This window comes from Flavobacterium panici, from assembly GCF_024499525.1.
GTDB classification, from domain to species: Bacteria; Bacteroidota; Bacteroidia; order Flavobacteriales; family Flavobacteriaceae; genus Flavobacterium; species Flavobacterium panici.
In genome coordinates this window covers 1,535,153-1,554,426 of the sequence record NZ_CP100437.1, presented here as the reverse complement: position 1 = coordinate 1,554,426, position 19,274 = coordinate 1,535,153, and the positions used below count along the sequence as shown (strand labels likewise).

Genomic DNA, 19,274 nt, shown 5'->3' with positions numbered 1-19,274 from the left:
AATCTGTGGCAAAAACTAAAAAAATTAATTCGTGGAAATTAGTGCAATTCGTGGCAAACCTTTTTTAAATTTGAATAACTAAAAAACCAAACGATGAAAATTATAAAATGGGGAATTATAGGCTGCGGGAATGTAACGGAAGTAAAAAGCGGACCAGCTTTTCAAAGGGCTCCGAATTCTGCTTTGGTTGCTGTGATGCGAAGAGATGCAAAGCTTGCCGAAGACTACGCCAAACGCCATAACGTTCCGAAATGGTATTCGAATGCAGTCGATTTAATAAACGATCCTGAAGTTGATGCGGTTTATATTGCTACGCCGCCATCTTCTCATAAAGAATATACGATTTTGTGTGCCAAAGCCGGAAAGCCTGTTTATGTTGAAAAACCAATGGCTTTGACTTTTGAAGAATGTAATGAAATGATCAGCGCCTGTAAAGAACATAATATTCCTTTATTTGTTGCTTATTACAGAAGAGGTTTACCACGCTTTTTAAAAATAAAAGAAATAATCGACAAAGGAAAATTAGGAAACATACGTCATGTAAATACTGTTTTATATCATCCTTTTGAAGCTCGTTACGACGACGAAATCAATCTTCCGTGGACAGTTTTACCGCATATTTCAGGTGGCGGAATTTTTGTTGATCTGGCCTGTCATACTTTAGATTTTCTGGATTTTGTTTTAGGTCCGATAAAATCGGTTCGCGGACATGCGACTTCTCAATTGCAAGCTTATCCGGCAGAAGATTCGGTTTCGATGTCGTTTTTATTTGAAAACGGAATTCACGGATCTGGTTTGTGGAATTTCGCCAGTTTTGAGCGTTATGACAATACTGAAATTGTGGGCGATAAAGGTAAAATCTCGTTTTCAACTTTCGGAAATGATCCAATTCATATTCAATATGCAAATGGCAAAAAAGAAAGTATTACAATAGAAAATCCGCTTCATATTCAGCAGCCATTTATAGAAACTGTTATGGCTGAACTTTTAGGTAAAGAAGGGGCTTCTCCTTCTAAAGGAATTTCAGGAGCGAGAACGACCTGGGTTATTGATGAAGTTTTGAAGGAGTTTAGGAATTCGAAATAATTTTAATCTCATATATTCAATTGCCTCCAGCTTTAGCTGGAGGATAAAAATTAAAACATATTAAAGGCTTTAGCTAAAAACGTTTGTTTGGCTAAAGCCTTTTTAAATTCATCAATCCTATCAACCTCCAGCTAAAGCTGGAGGCAATTGAATAAATCTTGTCATTTCCTCTTTCAGTCGGAATGACAAAAAACAAAAAGGATATTCTTTCGAATATCCTTTTCTTCAAAAAACTATAAAACGTCTATAAAAAATTATAGGCTGTATTTTAAACCTACAGTTAATCCTAAACCAGAAATTCCAACATAAGAACTCAATTCGTCCATTTTGTCATTTGGTCTTGTTGTATCAGCTGTATCAGTTGTAGCAGTGTTTGGATTAAATAAAGGGTTATTAGAATTTACATCTAATCTATCGTGATATACAGTATATCTCTGTGATGTATTTCTAGTTGCTAAAGCATCCTGTCCGTTTACTGTATATTCTGTAGTTTCTTTAGTTTTACCATGAACAGTAAAGTTACGGTATTCTAATTCTGCAAAAGCAGAAATGTGTTTTCCTAATTTATAAGATGTTCCTAAAGTCGCCATAAATCCAAGAGTCGGATTTGGTTTTACTACATCTTTAGAATAAATATTTGTTGTACTTACGACATTATTCCCTACATAAGATGTAAGTTCTCTATCCGTTTTAATATCTAATGTACCATGAATTGGAACAATAACCCCAACTTTAGTATATGGTTCAAAACCATGAGCTTCACCTAAAAACATTACAATTGCCGGAGCGATATCAAAAGCTTTGATTTGTCCGTTAGCCTCAAAACTAATGTAAGTTGCAACATTGTTAGCTGGTGTGTATGAATAAAGTCTATCAGTAGTTTGAGCCATTGTTTTGCTATTACTAATGTAGTAGTTAGCTCCTAACTCAACTCCTAAACGTGTAGAAAAACGATATCCTGCAGTAATTCCACTTCTAAAGCCTTGTCCAAAAGAACCTGTAATACTTTCTCTTGATACTAATTTATTATTTGCTAATGTTCCTGAATAAACATCTCTGTTTGGTGCCTGGCCTCCTACTTCTGGAAACTCAGTTGAAGCAGTTTGGTTGAAATATGACCCACCCAATTTAAAGTACCAGCTTTCTGGTTTGTCCGCTTTTTCTGTCTGCGCCATAGTAGCCATAGAGCAAACTAATAATCCTAATAAAAATAGGTTCTTTTTCATAATTCTGATTTAATTAATTTATACAAACTTAGAATTTTTTAACATATTCTTATAATTTGCATTGTTAGACTTGGAACGAAATCGTTGTAATTTCGGGCAATATTACTAAAAAAGTATTATGCATGCATAATTTTAACACTAAAATTTTAGATTCTATTAAATTTTAACTGTTAAAATTTAGTTCAGCTTAAAATTTATCTGCATTTTCTCTAATTCCTGAAGAAGTTCGGCTGAAATCCTAATTTTTAACCTTCTGCTTGGCATCGTTAATTTGGTTACAACTTTCACTTCTTCGACTTCTTTTACTTCCTGCATTTTAGCTTCTCCGGCAACCGCTTCATTGTCATCATTTTCATCTTCAAAAACAGCATCTTCACTGTCTTCAAACTCACTTGTAGTTTCGACCTCAACTAAACGCTTAACATTTTCGATTTCCATGATATCAAAACTCACGGTATTATCGCCTTTATTTTCATTAAATAAATTACTTAATTTATGAATAAACTCAGGCTGAAGATCTTTGATATTTAATAATAGAATCAGCTTTTTGGCAAATGCTTCTAAAATATCCTGAAGCTGTCGTACCTCAACAAACTGCATTCTGGGTTCTGATTTTTTACCTGTATCATGGTTTACCCAGCCATCTTTGATCAATATTTTTAAATAAGCAAAATTATTCTGAATCAGGAAATGGCGGAATTTTAAGTATTCTTCACCAAAAATCTTAAACTCAAAACTTTCGTCATATCCTTCCAAGTTAAATACGGCCCAGCCTTTTCCGTTTTTGGCTACACGATGCTGTACGTTATTAATGATTCCGGCAAAGTTTAAATTTTTACCTACATATTCATTCATACTTTTCAACGCTTCTAATCGGGCGTTGCAGAAGTATTTCATCTCAAACCTGAAATCATCAAGCGGATGTCCGGAAATATAAATCCCTACAACCTCTTTTTCTTTTGCCAGTTTTTCCATTGTACTCCAGTCTTCACATGGCGGTACAACAGGTTCTGCAATTTGTACTTCGCTGGTTTCTCCAAATAAACTTACCTGCGATGAGTTTTCATTTTCCTGAAATTTCGATCCGTAACGCATCGCTTTTTCGTAGAACGTAATTCCATCGCCATCATCATGGAAATATTGTGCTCTTGTTGTTCCTTCAAATGAATCAAAACCTCCGGCAAGTGCTAAGTTTTCAATTGCTTTTTTATTGGCTGCACGCAAATCGATTCGTTTCGCCAAATCAAAAATTGACTTATACCTTCCATCTTTTCTGTTTTCAACAATAGTTTCAACAGCTCCGGAACCAACACCTTTAATAGCGCCCATTCCAAAACGAACGGCATAATTATCGTTTACCGTAAATTTATAGTAAGATTCGTTTACATCTGGACCTAAAACCTGTAATCCCATACGTTTACATTCTTCCATAAAAAACGAAACCTGTTTGATATCGTTCATATTATTCGAAAGTACCGCTGCCATATATTCGGCCGGATAATGTGCTTTCAAATAAGCCGTTTGATAGGCAATCCACGCATAGCAAGTCGAGTGCGATTTGTTGAAGGCGTAACTCGCAAAGGCTTCCCAGTCTTTCCAGATTTTCTCCAGAATTTTGGCATCGTGACCTTTTTGTGCTGCTTGTTCAACGAACTTCGGCTTCATTTTATCCAGTACGTCTTTTTGTTTTTTACCCATCGCTTTACGCAAAACGTCGGCCTCACCCTTTGTAAATCCTGCCAAAGACTGAGACAAAAGCATTACCTGCTCTTGGTAAACCGTAATTCCGTAGGTTTCTGATAGATATTCGGCACAGGCATCTAAATCGTATTTGATTTCTTCGTCACCGTTTTTTCTTCGAACGAAAGAAGGAATATATTCCAAAGGTCCCGGACGATAAAGTGCATTCATGGCAATTAAATCTCCAAAAACCGTTGGTTTAAGATCTTTCATGTATTTCTGCATTCCGGGCGACTCGTATTGGAAGATTCCAACAGTTTCACCTCTTTGGAAAAGCGCATACGTTTCTTCATCATCGATAGGAAATGTATCGGGATCCAGATCAATTCCTGTTCTGTATTTTACCAGTTTAACAGTATCTTTTATCAGCGTAAGGGTTTTCAGACCCAAGAAGTCCATTTTCAGCAATCCGGCACTTTCTGCAACCGAGTTATCAAACTGCGTTACATATAAATCAGAATCTTTTGCTGTCGTTACGGGAACGTAATTCGTAATATCCGATGGTGTAATGATTACCCCGCAGGCGTGAATTCCCGTGTTACGCATCGATCCTTCAAGGATTTTTGCCTGCTGAATGGTTTCTCCTGCCAAATCACCTTCATTTGCAATGGCGATTAATTCTTTTACATTATCAAATTCGTCCGAACGAAGTGCTTTTTTAACTTCCTCTTCACTCTCTGAAATAAAACGCGCCAAATTCCATTTTGACGGCATCATTCCCGGAATCAGTTTCGCAATTCTATCGGCTTCAAATAATGGTAAATCCAATACACGAGCCGTATCACGAATAGCTGATTTCGTCGCCATTTTACCATAAGTGATAATCTGCGCCACCTGTTTTTGACCGTATTTATTGATTACATAATCCATTACACGTCCACGACCCTCGTCATCAAAGTCGATATCAATATCGGGCATCGATACACGGTCAGGATTTAGGAAACGCTCAAAAAGTAAATCGTATTTAATGGGGTCAATATTGGTAATTCCGAGACAATATGCAACGGCAGAACCCGCTGCAGATCCACGTCCGGGACCAACCGATACGTCCATTTTTCTAGCCTCGGCAATGAAATCCTGTACAATCAAAAAGTAACCCGGATATCCTGAATTTGAAATCGTCAATAATTCAAAATCCAAACGTTCCTGAATCGATTCTGTAATTTCTCCATATCGTTTTGCGGCACCAACCATGGTAAGGTGTCGCAGGTATTTATTTTCACCTCGAACACCTCCGTCTGCTTCATCTTCAGGAACTATAAATTCTTCCGGAATATCAAACTTCGGAAGCAATACATCTCGGTAAAGCGAATATCCTTCAACTTTATCAATAACTTCCTGAATGTTTATAATCGCTTCTGGCAGATCAGAAAAGAGTTTTTTCATCTCCTCTTCTGACTTAAAATAATATTCCTGATTTGGAAGTCCGTAACGGTAACCACGCCCACGTCCAATAGGTGTTGCCTGCTTTTCGCCATCTTTTACACAAAGTAAAATATCGTGCGCATTGGCATCTTCTTTATTTAAATAATAGGTATTGTTAGTCGCAATTAATTTGACGTTGTGTTTTTGCGAAAATTCAATCAGGGTTTTATTGACACGATTTTCATCTTCCTGATTGTGGCGCATTACTTCTAAATAGAAATCTTCGCCAAATTGTTCTTTCCACCAAATTAAAGCATCTTCGGCTTGGTTTTCACCAATGTTCAGGATTTTACTCGGAATTTCTCCGTATAAATTCCCAGACAAAACCATAATATCTTCTTTGTATTTTTCGACTATATTTTTGTCAATTCTCGGAACATAATAAAATCCTTCGGTATAAGCAATCGAAGCCATTTTAGCCAAATTGTGATAACCGGCTTTGTTCTTAGCCAATAAAACAACCTGATAACCGTTGTCTTTTTTGCTTTTGTCTAAATGGTTTTCACAAATATTAAATTCACAGCCTACAATTGGTTTTACTTCTGTTTCTGTCGGTTCTTCTCCGGCTTCAACCAAAGCTTTGTTTTTTCCTGATGCTGCTTTGTTGTGGTTCATAACGGCGCTCACAAAGTGAAAAGCTCCCATCATGTTTCCGGTATCAGTCATGGCAACGGCCGGCATTCCGTTTTTGGCTGCAGCCGCCACAATATTTCCAATTCCAATAGTAGATTGTAAAACCGAAAACTGCGTATGATTGTGTAAATGTGCAAATTTTGCCGCTTTAAAATCTGCTTTATCAGATTCTGAAACGGTAGTTTGGCTATCGTCAACTTGTAATGCTTTAAGCTGTTCTCTGATTTTATCAGAAGCTGCTTTTAAGTTGATGTGTTTTAAACCAATAAGCTTAAACGGCTCCGAATTTCTTTCCTGAAAGTCTTTGAAATAACCCTGCGGAACGTCTAATTCTTCTTTTGTAAAAACTTCTCTTCTAACCAATTCCAGGAAACAACGCGTAGTTGCCTCAACGTCGGCAGTTGCGTTGTGCGCTTCCGCAAAAGGCTGGTCGAAAAGATAGCTGTGTAATTCGGTCAAAGTTGGAAGTTTGAATTTTCCTCCACGACCTCCGGGAAGCTGCAATAACGAAGCCGTAACTTCGGTACAAGTATCCAAAACAGGCATTGAACTCATTTGAGACTCCACTCCCATTCTATGGAATTCGGCTCCCATAATATTAACGTCGAAACCTAAATTCTGTCCAACAATAAATTTGGTTTTGCTTAAAGCGATATTGAATTTCTCTAAAACTTCGGCCAGCGAGATTCCATCGGCTTCAGCCAATTCAGTTGAGATTCCGTGAATACGCTCGGCATCATACGGAATATTAAATCCTTCTGGTTTTACCAAGTAATCCTGATGCTCAATAAGCTGTCCCATTTCGTCATGAAGCTGCCACGCAATCTGTATACAGCGAGGCCAGTTATCAGAATCGGTTATTGGGGCATCCCAGCGTTTTGGTAATCCGGTTGTTTCGGTATCGAATATTAAATACATAGAGTTGTAAAAAGTCAAATTTTAAAGTTCCAAATTCCAAGTCTTTCATATTGCAAAATACTGACAATATGAAACATAACAAAATACGAAATGAAAAATGGAAGAAGTTCAAATTTACGCTTTTTTTTAAGCGAATGAAAAACGAAGTTATCAACAAAAGCATAATTAACATCTTTGTTTTCTAAACATAAAAAGAACCGAATTTGATTCTTTTTTTCTTAAAAAACTCCGATTATTCATTTTGGATACTCATTAGACCAAAATGAACACTTTTAAGCTTTAATGCATGCTGAACTTTGCTTCATCAAATTATAACAATTAAAAAATAATAATCATGAAAACAATTTTTATCACAGGCGCATCATCAGGTTTAGGAAAAGCAACAGCAAAATTATTTCAAGCAAAAGGCTGGAATGTAATTGCAACAATGAGAACTCCTGAAAAGGAAACTGAACTTACTGGTTTAGAAAACGTAACCCTTTTACCATTAGACGTTACAAATTATGATCAAATACAAAGCACGGTTCAAAAAGCAATTGCATTAAGCGATATTGATATCGTTTTTAATAATGCTGGTTACGGATTAATTGGTCCTTTGGAAAGTTTTAATGATGACCAAATCACGAAACAATTAAATACTAATTTATTAGGAACTATTCGTGTTACGAATGCTTTTATTCCGTATTTCAGAGAAAAAAGAAATGGATTATTTATCTCAACAACTTCTATTGGCGGATTGATTTCTTTTCCTTTAGGTTCTGTTTATCACGCCACAAAATGGGGGTTAGAAGGCTGGAGCGAAAGTATGGCTTATGAGCTGAATCAGTTTGGAATCAATATTAAAACAGTTTCTCCAGGCGGCATTAAAACAGAATTTTTACACGGTTCACTTGATACTGGAGTTAAACCTGAATATCAGGCAATGGCAGACAAAATGTTTGAAAATGTAGATGTAATGTTTGAAATGGCATCGACTCCGGAACATATTGCCGATGTTGTTTATGAAGCTGCTACAGACGGAAAAACCAAACTAAGATATGTAGCGGGAGAAGATGCAAAAGCACTTTACCAACAAAGATTAGAACAAGGCGATGAAGTTTTTCGCGCTTCATTTGGCAAACAATTTTTGGGAGCCTAATTTATTTCTAATACCGCTCAGGTTTTGATAATCTGTGCGGTATTAATTTTCATTTTTTATACCTTTATATTATGGAAAAGAAAAACAATACTCCAACCAAAATTTCCTCTGTATCGCAGTTCCATACTTTGTTTGATCTGCCAAAACCATTGCATCCTATGATCAGTTTGGTTGACAATAAAATACTGGCTGTTAAAGCGGAAACGAATAACTCTTTTTTACTCGATTTTTATAAATATTCTACGAATGGTAAAATGGGTTACGGTCAGGGTTATTATGATTTTAACGAAGGCGGTTTAATGTTCACTTCTCCTAACCAATTGATTTTTACAGATAATGAAGAAGGAACCGAATATCACGGTTATACCCTATTTTTTCATCCGGATTTTATTAGAAATTATCCTTTAGGGAAAAATATCAAAAAATATGGCTTCTTTTCCTACGATACTAATGAAGCGCTTCATCTTTCCGACAGCGAAAAAACAACAATTATAGGTTTATTAAATAGCATTGACAATGAACTTCATACGGCTATTGACGAAATGAGCCAGGATGTTATCATTTCATATATTGATGTTTTGCTGAATTACAGCAATCGTTTTTACAAACGCCAATTTATTACCAGAAAAACGATCAGCAATAATTTATTACTTAAAGTAGAAGAAACTTTAAATGATTATTTCAATAATGCCGAAACCTTACAAAGAGGTTTGCCTTCTGTAGATTTTCTTGCTTCACAAGTAAATGTTTCCAGTCATTATTTAAGCGATATGCTTCGCAATTTAACAGGACAAAATGCCCAGCAGCACATTCATTCGAAACTAATAGAAAAATCAAAAGATTTCCTGATGACGACAAATCTTTCGGTTGCAGAAATTGCCTATCAGTTGGGTTTTGAATATCCTCAGTCGTTTAGTAAACTGTTTAAAAAGAAAACCAATCTTACTCCATTAGAGTTTAAAAACTCATTGAATTAGTCTTTAAAATTATTCTCTTCAAAAAAGCCCTTTTTATCTTAAAAAAGCATAAAATTTCATAAAAATACACTTCTTGGATGTCGTAGTATTTAGATGATTTATTGAATCTAAATAACGTCTTAAAAACTCTTTTAAAAGCCTTCAAAAACCACCAAAGCATTCTTTTTGCAAAGAAATCAAAACTAACAATTATTACTATTTTTATTCATTTTGTTAGATTTTTTCAATTAAATTCTTATATTTTATAGTGATTTTGAAATAAATTTGCAAACTATTAAAACAAAAAACAATCAAAGAAAATTAAAGTCCAAAAAGAAAAACAAAGTCATTTTCTAAATCATTTTTCTGCCAAAATTGAAGCTGCAAAAGCGGTTTATCAATTTGTATTTTAGTTTGGGTATCGTATATAATGAAATATCGAAATTGACGCTTTTGTATCTTTTTTTACTTTTGTTTTGCTATTATAATGAACAGGAAATTGCTGTGGTTATAGAAATTACAATTAAAAAAAATAAAAAATGAGTAAGACATTATTTGACAAAGTATGGGATTCACATGTAGTGCGTAAAATTGAAGATGGACCAGATGTGTTTTTTATTGACCGTCATTTCATTCATGAAGTTACGAGTCCTGTTGCTTTTTTAGGATTAAAATCAAGAGGCGTTAACGTTTTATACCCGCAACGTACTTTTGCAACTGCAGATCACAATACCCCAACTATAAACCAACATTTACCAGTTCAGGATCCTTTATCAGCAAATCAGCTTCAGGCTCTTGAAGACAATGCGAATGAATACGGAATCTCACACTGGGGATTAGGTCATCAAAAAAATGGTATTGTACACGTGGTTGGTCCTGAAAACGGAATTACTTTGCCAGGTGCTACTATTGTATGTGGTGATTCACATACGTCTACTCACGGTGCTTTTGGAGCAATTGCTTTTGGTATCGGAACTTCTGAGGTTGAAATGGTACTTTCTACTCAATGTATCATGCAGCCTAAACCAAAGAAAATGCGTATTAACGTAAACGGTCAATTAAGTAAAGGTGTTGGTCCAAAAGACGTTGCGCTTTATATTATTGCTCAGTTAACTACTTCTGGAGGCACAGGTTATTTTGTTGAATACGCTGGTGATGTTTTTGAAAACATGACTATGGAAGGTCGTATGACAGTTTGTAATTTAAGTATCGAAATGGGTGCTCGTGGAGGAATGATCGCTCCTGACCAAACTACTTTCGATTTCCTTGAAGGAAGATTATACGCTCCAAAAGGTGAAGCCTGGACAAAAGCTGTTGAATACTGGAAAACTCTAAAAACGGATGCAGATGCTGTTTTTGATGCTGAATTAAACATCAAAGCTGAAGATATCGAACCAATGATTACTTATGGTACTAACCCTGGAATGGGAATTGGTATCACAAAACATATCCCAAGTGCAAAAGAAGTTGAAGGTGGTGAGGAAACTTACAAAAAATCTTTGGCTTACATGGGCTTCCACGAAGACGACGTAATGATTGGAAAACAAATTGATTATGTTTTCTTAGGAAGTTGTACAAACGGACGTATTGAAGATTTTAGAGCTTTCGCTGAAATTGTAAAAGGAAGAAAAAAAGCAGATAATGTTACCGCTTGGTTAGTTCCGGGTTCTCACGTTGTTGAAGCTCAGATTAAAGAAGAAGGTATTTTAGATATTTTGACTGAAGCTGGTTTCGTATTACGTCAGCCGGGTTGTTCTGCTTGTTTAGCAATGAACGACGATAAAGTTCCTGCAGGAAAATATGCGGTAAGTACTTCAAACAGAAACTTTGAAGGTCGTCAAGGTCCTGGTTCAAGAACTTTATTAGCAAGTCCAATTATGGCTGCTGCCGCCGCTGTTACAGGAAAACTAACAGACCCGCGTGAATTATTTTAGATTGCAGAGTTTAGATTTTAGATTTCTCACTTTGTGAAATCTTCATCTAAATTTCTTCAAATAAAATTGATTAACATTATTTAATACAAAACATTTTTAGGTTCCGAGTTTAAGTTTTCAAAAGAAAATCTAAAATCTAAATCTAAAATCTAAAATTCCAAAAAAATGGCATACGATAAATTTACTATACTTACCAGCAGTGCAGTGCCACTGCCAATTGAAAACGTTGATACAGATCAAATTATTCCGGCTCGTTTCTTAAAAGCTACAAAACGTGAAGGTTTTGGAGATAACCTCTTTAGAGACTGGAGATATAATGGAGATGACACTCCAAAAGCTGATTTCGTTTTAAACGATTCTACTTACTCTGGAAAAATCTTGGTTGGAGGAAAAAACTTCGGTTCTGGATCTTCAAGAGAGCACGCTGCTTGGGCAGTTTACGATTACGGTTTTAGAGCGGTAGTTTCTAGTTTCTTTGCTGATATCTTTAAAGGAAACTGTTTGAATATTGGAGTTTTACCAGTACAAATCAGCCCGGAATTTGCTGAAACTATTTTCAAAGCGATTGAAGCTGATCCTAAAACAGAATTAGAAATCAATCTTCCAAACCAAACTATTACTTTATTGTCAACTGGTCAGCAAGAATCTTTTGCTATCAACGGATACAAAAAGAACAATATGATTAATGGTTTTGACGACATTGATTATTTACAAAATATTAAAGAAGAGATTGTGGCTTTCGCCGATAAACTTCCTTACTAATAGAAATCTCATTCAGGATATTAGACCCGACAGGTTTCAAAAACCAGTCGGGTCTTTCTAAATTAAATGAGAAAAAATAGAACGCGGATAAAACAGATTTGCTATCGCAAAAACGCAGGTTAAAGCGGATTTTTATTTTACTTAATACTAAAAATCCGTTTTTATCAGCGTCTTCGCAAAGCGAATCCGTAAAATCAGCGTCAAAATTAAACATGGATATCAATAAAAATCCAACGTTAGAAATTACAATATCAATATGGAAAAAAGAAAAATTGAAATAATGGATACGACGCTTCGTGATGGTGAACAAACCTCAGGAGTTTCATTTTCTGCTGCAGAAAAACTGACCATTGCACAATTATTGCTGGAAGAATTAAATATTGATAGAATCGAAATTGCTTCAGCGCGTGTAAGCGAAGGAGAATTTCAAGCCGTAAAAGGCATTACTTCATGGGCAGAAGAACGCGGTTATATTAATCGAATCGAAGTCCTTTCGTTTGTTGACGGCGGAGTTTCGATTGACTGGATGAAAAAAGCCGGTGCAAAAGTGCAGAATTTATTGACTAAAGGCTCAATGAATCACTTAACGCATCAGTTAAAAAAAACACCAGAACAGCATTTTTCTGAAATTGCTCAAATCATTGCTTTAGCAAAAGAAAACAATATTGAAACGAATGTTTATTTAGAAGACTGGAGCAACGGAATGCGAAATTCTCCTGAATATGTATTTCAATTCCTGGATTTCTTATCTACACAACCCGTAAAAAGAATTTTACTTCCAGATACTTTAGGAGTTTTAATTCCGTCTTTGGCTTTTGAATTCATTTCTAAAATAAGGGCAAAATATCCAAATATTCATTTTGATTTTCACGCTCATAACGATTACGATTTAAGTGTTGCTAACGTTATGGAAGCCATAAAAGCTGGTATAAACGGACTTCACGTTACGGTAAACGGAATGGGAGAACGTGCCGGAAATGCACCGCTTGAAAGTACGGTTGCTGTTATAAACGATTATCTGCCAGAAGTAAGCATCAACATTAAAGAAACTTCTTTATATACGGTAAGCAAATTAGTTGAAACGTTTACCGGATACAGAATTCCTGCCAACAAACCAATTGTGGGCGATAATGTTTTTACACAAACTGCTGGAATCCACGCCGACGGTGACAACAAAAACAACTTATATTTTAATGATTTGCTTCCGGAACGTTTTGGAAGAAAAAGAAAATACGCTTTAGGAAAAACTTCTGGAAAAGCTAATATTGAAAAAAATCTTCAGGAATTAGGTTTAAAATTAAATCAGGAAGATTTGAAATTGGTTACACAAAGAATCATCGAATTAGGCGATAAAAAAGAAACTGTTACGAAGGAAGATCTTCCATACATTATTTCAGATGTTTTGGACAGTCATACTTACGAAGAAAAAATAAAAATCGAGTCCTATATATTAGTCCACTCAAAAGGAATGCGTCCGTCAACAACCTTATGCTTAAAATTTGGCAGTGAAATCATCGAAGAAAATGCGCAGGGCGATGGTCAGTTTGATGCCTTTATGAACGCTTTATCAAAGATTTATAAAAGTAAAAAACTTACGCTTCCTAAATTAATTGATTACGCAGTAAGAATCCCGCCGGGAAGTAGTTCTGATGCCTTGTGCGAAACTATTATTACCTGGGTAAACAACGGAAAAGAATTTAAAACTCGCGGATTAGATTCAGACCAGACTGTTGCCGCGATTATCGCAACACAAAAAATGCTTAACGTGATTGCCGATTAAGAGGTACAAAGGTTCAAAGGCGCAAAGAAACAGAGGTTTTTAATCCTGTTCTCAAACCTTTGAACCTTTGAACCTTTGCCACTATGAACCTTAAAAAATAATAAATACTTAAAAAATGAAATTTAACATAGCCCTTTTAGCAGGAGACGGAATTGGTCCTGAGGTAATAAATGAAGCTGTAAAAGTATCTGATGCTATTGCAAAAAAATTCAATCACGAAATAACCTGGACTCCTGCTTTGACCGGAGCTTGCGCAATTGACGCAGTTGGAGTTCCTTATCCAGACGAAACACACGAAGTTTGCATGAAAGCTGATGCCGTTTTATTTGGAGCAATTGGTCACCCAAAATATGATAACGATCCAAGTGCACCGGTTCGTCCTGAACAAGGTTTATTGTTGATGCGTAAAAAATTAGGATTGTTCGCTAACGTTCGTCCAACATTTACTTTCCCTTCTTTAATTGATAATTCACCTTTAAAAAGAGAAAGAATTGAAGGAACTGATTTAGTTTTCTTAAGAGAATTAACTGGCGGAATTTACTTTGGAGAAAAAGGAAGAAAAGATAACGGAGATACTGCTTTTGACAACTGTGTTTACACAAGAGCTGAAGTACAACGTCTAGCTAAAAAAGGTTTTGAATTAGCAATGACGCGCAGCAAAAAATTATGCTGTGTTGATAAAGCTAACGTTTTGGAAACTTCACGTTTATGGAGAGAAACTGTTCAGGCAATGGAAAAAGATTATCCTGAAGTTACGGTTTCTTATGAATTTGTTGATGCTGTTGCAATGCGTTTGGTTCAATGGCCAAATTCTTATGATGTATTAATTACTGAGAATTTATTTGGAGATATTTTAACTGACGAAGCTTCTGTAATTTCAGGTTCAATGGGATTAATGCCGTCTGCTTCTGTTGGAGAACATACTTCATTATACGAACCAATCCATGGATCTTACCCACAGGCAACCGGATTAAATATTGCTAATCCATTAGCTACTATTTTATCTGCAGCCATGATGTTTGAAGATGCTTTCGGATTAAAAGATGAAGCTGAAGCTATTCGCGCTGTTGTAAACAAATCTTTAGAACAAGGAGTTGTTACCGAAGATTTAGCTTCAAAAGGATCAAAAGCTCACAAAACAAGCGAAGTTGGTGACTGGTTAGTTGCTAATTTGTAATAATGTTAATCGTAGAGACGCACAGCAGTGCGTCTTCTCGGTATCTTAGTCGCACTGCTGTGCGCCTCTACAGAAAAAATATCACAAAAAAAGGGATCAACTTTCGTTGATCCCTTTTATATATTTAGAAAAAAATATTAATATCCTCCTCTGTTACCACCACGGTCATTTCCACCACGGCTGTTTCCTCCACCATAACCTCCGCGTGAATCTCCACCACGGCTGTTATTGTTGAAGCTTCTTCTTTCACCTTCAGGTTTTGGTTCAGATTTATTAACTACAATCGAACGACCTTGAACAGTAGCTCCGTTCAATTCATCAATTGCTTTTTGAGCTTCAGCATCGTTTGGCATCTCAACAAAACCAAAACCTTTGCTTCTTCCAGTAAATTTATCAGTGATAATTTTAACTGAATCTACTGCTCCGTAAGCCTCGAAAGACTCTCTTAAATCTGCTTCCTCAATACTGAATGGAAGGCTTCCAACAAAAATGTTCATATGTACTTATTTATAATAATGTAGCAAATGTAGTCTTATTTTTCTGTAATCTACTATATATTAGTTTATTTATGTTTTTATTTTGATTTTGAAAATCAGCTCGTAAAAACATCGTATCTACTAATTTTCTACAACATCATCTTGAAAAAGACCAGCTGCTTCAATTGGAACTTTATAAAAAACACCTTCTGTGAAGTTAATTTTCGGATTCTCGGTATCGCTTTCATCTTCATTTATTCCCGTAAATTTAAATGTTCCCGAAATAGTATTGTTATCCGTATCGTACTCTGTAATAACAATTTGTCCGTTACCAATATTTGTTCCTGTAGAAAATGAAGACAATTCAGCCGGCAGCGTATTTTCGTAAGATGCTTTCGAAGTTTCATTAACTCCTAAAATAAAAGTTTGTTCTGCAGAAGAAGCCGTTTGCAAAATAACATTTTCATATCCTAAAGATCCTTCAATAACAACAGTCCCGTTTGCACCAAAATAAGCTTTATAAGTTTGAGCTCTCCAGAAAACATTATTTTTCAGCGTTTGAAAAGCAGGATTATTGAATTTTATATCTTCTGTACAAGATGTAAGCAGAACTAAAAAAGATAAGAAGTAAAAATATTTTTTCATATATTAAGATGAATTTAATGCAAAAGTATCGCATTATGAGGTAAATATTTAAATTTTAAAGTCAAAAAAAAGCTAAAAATCTGTCTTAAATATATTTAATACTTTTTGAAACGGATAATTGATAAAAAAATTATATCTTTGCGCCCTTAATTAACAGAGGTCGAGTACCTCAAAATTTAATCATAAGATTATGTCAGTAAAAATTAGATTACAAAGACACGGTAAAAAAGGAAAACCTTTTTACTGGGTTGTAGCTGCAGATGCACGCTCAAAAAGAGATGGTAAATACTTAGAGAAAATCGGTACTTACAATCCAAACACAAACCCAGCAACTGTTGAGTTAAACCTTGACAGCGCAGTTAAATGGTTACACAATGGTGCACAACCAACTGATACTGCAAGAGCAATCCTTTCTTACAAAGGTGCTTTATTGAAACACCACCTAGATGGAGGTATCCGTAAAGGAGCTTTAACTCAAGAACAAGCTGATGCTAAATTAGCTGCCTGGTTAGAGGCAAAATCTGGAAAAGTTGATGCTAAAAAAGACGGTTTATCAAAAGCGCAAGCTGATGCTAAAGCAAAAGCTTTAAAAGCAGAAAAAGAAGTTAACGCTAAACGTTTAGCTGCTGCAGCTCAGGCTGAAGCTGATGCTATCGCTGCTGCAACTCCTGCAGTTGAAGAAGAAGTTACTGAAGTAGAAGCTGAAACTGCTACTGAAGAAGCTCCGGCTGCTGAAGAGAATAACGAAACAACTGAAGCATAATTTTACTTGGCGATAATGCGTAAAGAAGAATGTTTTTATTTAGGTAAAATCGCTAAAAAATTTAGTTTCAAAGGTGAAGTTCTGATCTATTTAGACACAGACGAACCTGAGTTATACGAAAATCTGGAATCAGTGTTTGTTGAACACAACAAACACTTGGTTCCTTTTTTTATTGAAACAAGTTCTTTACATAAAAACGACTTTCTTAGGGTTCGTTTTGAAGATGTAAATAATGAGGAAGAAGCTGATGCACTTGTTGGCAATGCTATTTATCTTCCTTTATCAATGCTGCCAAAACTTTCCGGCAACAAATTTTATTTCCACGAAGTTATTGGCTTCGAAATCGAAGACCAGCGTTTAGGTGTTTTCGGGAAAATTACTTCAATTAATGATTCTTCTGCACAGCCGCTTTTCGAAGTTTTAAATGGTGAAGTAGAAATCTTAGTTCCAATGATCGACCATTTCCTGGTTAAGATTGACCGAGAAAATAAAAAGGTTATCATGAACCTTCCTGAAGGATTGGTTGAGATGTACCTTTAAAAAAGTATTCAGTTTACAGTTTTTAGTATTCAGTTTTCTATCTGAATAAATCTTAATTTCAATTATATACTGCAATGTTTTCATTCAAGCAATTTTCTGTAAAACAAGACAAAACTGCAATGAAAGTAGGCACTGACGGCGTTTTACTTGGTGCTTGGACTCCCGTTCACCATAATCCTTTTAGTGTTTTAGATATTGGCGCAGGAACTGGCATTATTGCTTTAATGCTTGCACAGCGAACTGATGCTGAACAAATTGATGCGCTTGAAATTGATGAAGATGCTTATGAACAAGCTGTAGAAAATTTTGAAAGTTCACCTTGGGGAGATCGTTTATTTTGTTTTCATGCGGGATTAGATGAATTCATTGAAGAACCGGAAGATGAATATGATTTGATCGTTTCAAATCCGCCTTTTTATGCGGAAGATTATAAAACAGAAAACGAACAGCGAGATTTAGCGCGTTTTCAGGATGCAATGCCTTTTGAAGAAATCGTCGAAGCTGCTGATTTGCTTTTATCTGAAAACGGAATTTTAGCTATAATTCTTCCTTACAAAGAAGAAGAGAAATTTATCGCTTTAGCAAAAGAAGCTGAATTATATCCCATAAAAATTACACGTGTAAAAGGAACTCCAACTTCTCCTATTAAGCGTACTTTATTGGCTTTTAGCCGAAATGAAACTGCTAAAATCGAAATCGACGAATTAACAATCGAAATTGACAGACATGTTTATACACCAGAATATATTGAGTTGACGAAGGATTTTTATTTGAAATTCTAAACTTGTTCAAAAATACTTTTAAACTGATACAAGATTCTTTCTATTAAGCGTAAATCTTCGGTTACGATTTCGGCACTTCCCTTCATTTCCTGCTGAAACAGAATTTGTTTGTTATAAGAAGTTTTTAATCCATCTGGCAGAGCAACATCTATCAGTAGATTTCCATCTTTGTCCGGTACTAAAGAAATATTCTGAATTCTTCCTTTTAAAACCCCAAATTCCCTGTCTGGAAAATTAGCCAGACGAATATTGACTCTCTGCCCTGTTTTTATTTTTCCTGAGTTTAAAGCCGGAGCTTTTACTTTTCCTATAAAACCATTTTTAGCATCGGGAATAATAGAAAAGACATTATCACCCAAATTTATGGTTTGGTTTTCTGTCCAAACCTGTAAAAAAGTAACCTTCCCGCTAATGGAAGATTTTAAGGCATAAGCCAGTTCCCAGTCTTTTATCACTTTTTTTAGCTGATAAAACGACTGCGCCATGTTTCTCCCCAGATTAACCTCTTCTTTAGTACTGTTTGCCTGCGAACTCTGACTTGATTTTGTATTATCTATAAGAGAAGACCTCAATTGAGAAATCGAGGATAATAAGCCTCTATAACTCTTTTGTGCTTGAAGAAAACTTAGTTTTTTAACTTCCATTTCCTGAGCCGAAATGATGCCTTTATTGAATAATATTTCAAAACGGGCCACTTCATTCTTTTGAAGCTGGAGTTCACTTTCGTTAAGTGTTTTTTGCTGCTGCAAAATTTCTAATCTTTCTTTTATTTGGATTTTTTCAGAGATCTGCGCTCTGTTTTCAATTGCAAAAGGCTGCAGGTCATGATTTAATTCCTGTGCCTGATAATCTTTTTGAAAAACAGCATAGGCACTTTCTATTTCTCCCAGCTGTGTATTTTTTAATTTTGAAAACGGAAATTCTGCTTTTGGGTCATTAATATTATAATTATCAACGATACTTTTCAAAAGAAAAACATCGTTGTAATTTGCCGTATTTTCTATAATTGCGAGTGTACTGTTTTTAGATACAATCGATTTATTTTTAACTAAAATAGCTTCAATACGTCCAGATGATTTAGCAACAATTTTCTCTGGCGGAATATTAGTTGTAATCACAATTTCGGTATTGACAACATCCGGGTATTTTATAAACCAGGAAACAAAAAAGAGCATCAGTATGATTACGAAAATCAAAACCGTTCCCCAGCGGATCATCCAGTGCGGCACTTTGGTGAGAATGTCCTGAACTTCCTCACTTCTTAATTCGAATGTACTATTATCTTCTTCCATG

The 19,274-nt window shown here is 35.4% G+C and carries 15 protein-coding genes; 10 read left to right on the top strand and 5 right to left on the bottom strand.

From position 1 onward, the window contains the following. Positions 1–93: 93 nt before the first annotated feature. Positions 94–1,086, top strand: a complete 993-nt coding sequence (locus NLJ00_RS06915; protein ID WP_256636688.1) for a Gfo/Idh/MocA family protein — start codon at positions 94–96, stop codon at positions 1,084–1,086. Between the two features lie 254 nt (positions 1,087–1,340). Here NLJ00_RS06915 and NLJ00_RS06910 read toward each other — a convergent pair whose 3' ends face one another. Then, positions 1,341–2,312: an outer membrane beta-barrel protein gene (locus NLJ00_RS06910; protein ID WP_256636687.1), complete on the bottom strand. Its 972-nt coding sequence runs from the start codon at positions 2,310–2,312 to the stop codon at positions 1,341–1,343. 177 nt (positions 2,313–2,489) lie between these two features. Further along, positions 2,490–7,028, bottom strand: coding sequence for a DNA polymerase III subunit alpha (gene dnaE / locus NLJ00_RS06905; protein WP_256636686.1), 4,539 nt, complete (start codon positions 7,026–7,028; stop codon positions 2,490–2,492). Positions 7,029–7,362: 334 nt separating this feature from the next. Here dnaE and NLJ00_RS06900 point away from each other — a divergent pair, with 334 nt between their 5' ends. The 6 genes from NLJ00_RS06900 to leuB all read left to right on the top strand — a co-directional run bounded on the left by NLJ00_RS06900 (position 7,363) and on the right by leuB (position 14,775). Further along, the gene (locus NLJ00_RS06900) at positions 7,363–8,166 is read left to right on the top strand and encodes an SDR family oxidoreductase (protein ID WP_256636685.1); all 804 of its coding nucleotides are present in this window, start codon (positions 7,363–7,365) and stop codon (positions 8,164–8,166) included. 71 nt (positions 8,167–8,237) lie between these two features. Further along, on the top strand, positions 8,238–9,143 hold the full coding sequence (locus tag NLJ00_RS06895) for a helix-turn-helix domain-containing protein (RefSeq protein WP_256636684.1): 906 nt from the start codon (positions 8,238–8,240) through the stop codon (positions 9,141–9,143). Between the two features lie 518 nt (positions 9,144–9,661). Next, on the top strand, positions 9,662–11,056 hold the full coding sequence (gene leuC, locus NLJ00_RS06890) for a 3-isopropylmalate dehydratase large subunit (RefSeq protein WP_180857197.1): 1,395 nt from the start codon (positions 9,662–9,664) through the stop codon (positions 11,054–11,056). 165 nt (positions 11,057–11,221) lie between these two features. Further along, the gene (gene leuD, locus NLJ00_RS06885) at positions 11,222–11,818 is read left to right on the top strand and encodes a 3-isopropylmalate dehydratase small subunit (RefSeq protein WP_053471491.1); all 597 of its coding nucleotides are present in this window, start codon (positions 11,222–11,224) and stop codon (positions 11,816–11,818) included. A 256-nt stretch (positions 11,819–12,074) separates the two neighbouring features. Further along, the gene (locus NLJ00_RS06880) at positions 12,075–13,598 is read left to right on the top strand and encodes an alpha-isopropylmalate synthase regulatory domain-containing protein (protein ID WP_256636683.1); all 1,524 of its coding nucleotides are present in this window, start codon (positions 12,075–12,077) and stop codon (positions 13,596–13,598) included. Positions 13,599–13,713: 115 nt separating this feature from the next. Continuing rightward, positions 13,714–14,775 (top strand): 3-isopropylmalate dehydrogenase, encoded by a 1,062-nt coding sequence (gene leuB / locus NLJ00_RS06875; protein ID WP_256636682.1) that lies wholly within the window; start codon positions 13,714–13,716, stop codon positions 14,773–14,775. 137 nt (positions 14,776–14,912) lie between these two features. Here leuB and NLJ00_RS06870 read toward each other — a convergent pair whose 3' ends face one another. Together NLJ00_RS06870 and NLJ00_RS06865 are read right to left on the bottom strand one after the other, a co-directional pair. Next, entirely contained in the window at positions 14,913–15,272 is a 360-nt protein-coding gene (locus tag NLJ00_RS06870; protein ID WP_053471494.1) for an RNA recognition motif domain-containing protein, read from the bottom strand. 120 nt (positions 15,273–15,392) lie between these two features. Beyond that, positions 15,393–15,896 carry a DUF6252 family protein gene (locus NLJ00_RS06865; RefSeq protein ID WP_256636681.1) on the bottom strand — a complete coding sequence of 168 codons (504 nt, stop codon included), beginning with the start codon at positions 15,894–15,896 and terminating at the stop codon, positions 15,393–15,395. A gap of 190 nt (positions 15,897–16,086) precedes the next feature. Between NLJ00_RS06865 and NLJ00_RS06860 the strand changes: the two genes are divergently transcribed. The 3 genes from NLJ00_RS06860 (at position 16,087) to NLJ00_RS06850 (ending at position 17,981) form a co-directional block, all read left to right on the top strand. Continuing rightward, positions 16,087–16,659: a 30S ribosomal protein S16 gene (locus NLJ00_RS06860; protein ID WP_256636680.1), complete on the top strand. Its 573-nt coding sequence runs from the start codon at positions 16,087–16,089 to the stop codon at positions 16,657–16,659. Positions 16,660–16,674: 15 nt separating this feature from the next. Then, positions 16,675–17,199 (top strand): ribosome maturation factor RimM, encoded by a 525-nt coding sequence (gene rimM, locus NLJ00_RS06855; RefSeq protein ID WP_180857194.1) that lies wholly within the window; start codon positions 16,675–16,677, stop codon positions 17,197–17,199. A gap of 74 nt (positions 17,200–17,273) precedes the next feature. Beyond that, positions 17,274–17,981, top strand: coding sequence for a tRNA1(Val) (adenine(37)-N6)-methyltransferase (locus NLJ00_RS06850; protein ID WP_256636679.1), 708 nt, complete (start codon positions 17,274–17,276; stop codon positions 17,979–17,981). Here NLJ00_RS06850 and NLJ00_RS06845 read toward each other — a convergent pair. Beyond that, positions 17,978–19,273 (bottom strand): HlyD family secretion protein, encoded by a 1,296-nt coding sequence (locus tag NLJ00_RS06845; protein WP_256636678.1) that lies wholly within the window; start codon positions 19,271–19,273, stop codon positions 17,978–17,980. The two genes, NLJ00_RS06850 and NLJ00_RS06845, sit on opposite strands and share 4 nt — an antisense overlap. Between the last annotated feature and the right edge of the window lies 1 nt (position 19,274).

Coding starts and splice junctions, on each gene's coding strand:
- NLJ00_RS06860 (WP_256636680.1), top strand. CDS start 16,087: ATGTCAGTAAAAATTAGATTACAAAGACACGGTAAAAAAGGAAAACCT.
- NLJ00_RS06850 (WP_256636679.1), top strand. CDS start 17,274: ATGTTTTCATTCAAGCAATTTTCTGTAAAACAAGACAAAACTGCAATG.
- leuC (WP_180857197.1), top strand. CDS start 9,662: ATGAGTAAGACATTATTTGACAAAGTATGGGATTCACATGTAGTGCGT.
- NLJ00_RS06880 (WP_256636683.1), top strand. CDS start 12,075: ATGGAAAAAAGAAAAATTGAAATAATGGATACGACGCTTCGTGATGGT.
- NLJ00_RS06845 (WP_256636678.1), bottom strand. CDS start 19,273: ATGGAAGAAGATAATAGTACATTCGAATTAAGAAGTGAGGAAGTTCAG.
- NLJ00_RS06895 (WP_256636684.1), top strand. CDS start 8,238: ATGGAAAAGAAAAACAATACTCCAACCAAAATTTCCTCTGTATCGCAG.
- NLJ00_RS06910 (WP_256636687.1), bottom strand. CDS start 2,312: ATGAAAAAGAACCTATTTTTATTAGGATTATTAGTTTGCTCTATGGCT.
- dnaE (WP_256636686.1), bottom strand. CDS start 7,028: ATGTATTTAATATTCGATACCGAAACAACCGGATTACCAAAACGCTGG.
- NLJ00_RS06900 (WP_256636685.1), top strand. CDS start 7,363: ATGAAAACAATTTTTATCACAGGCGCATCATCAGGTTTAGGAAAAGCA.
- NLJ00_RS06915 (WP_256636688.1), top strand. CDS start 94: ATGAAAATTATAAAATGGGGAATTATAGGCTGCGGGAATGTAACGGAA.
- rimM (WP_180857194.1), top strand. CDS start 16,675: ATGCGTAAAGAAGAATGTTTTTATTTAGGTAAAATCGCTAAAAAATTT.
- leuB (WP_256636682.1), top strand. CDS start 13,714: ATGAAATTTAACATAGCCCTTTTAGCAGGAGACGGAATTGGTCCTGAG.
- NLJ00_RS06870 (WP_053471494.1), bottom strand. CDS start 15,272: ATGAACATTTTTGTTGGAAGCCTTCCATTCAGTATTGAGGAAGCAGAT.
- NLJ00_RS06865 (WP_256636681.1), bottom strand. CDS start 15,896: ATGAAAAAATATTTTTACTTCTTATCTTTTTTAGTTCTGCTTACATCT.
- leuD (WP_053471491.1), top strand. CDS start 11,222: ATGGCATACGATAAATTTACTATACTTACCAGCAGTGCAGTGCCACTG.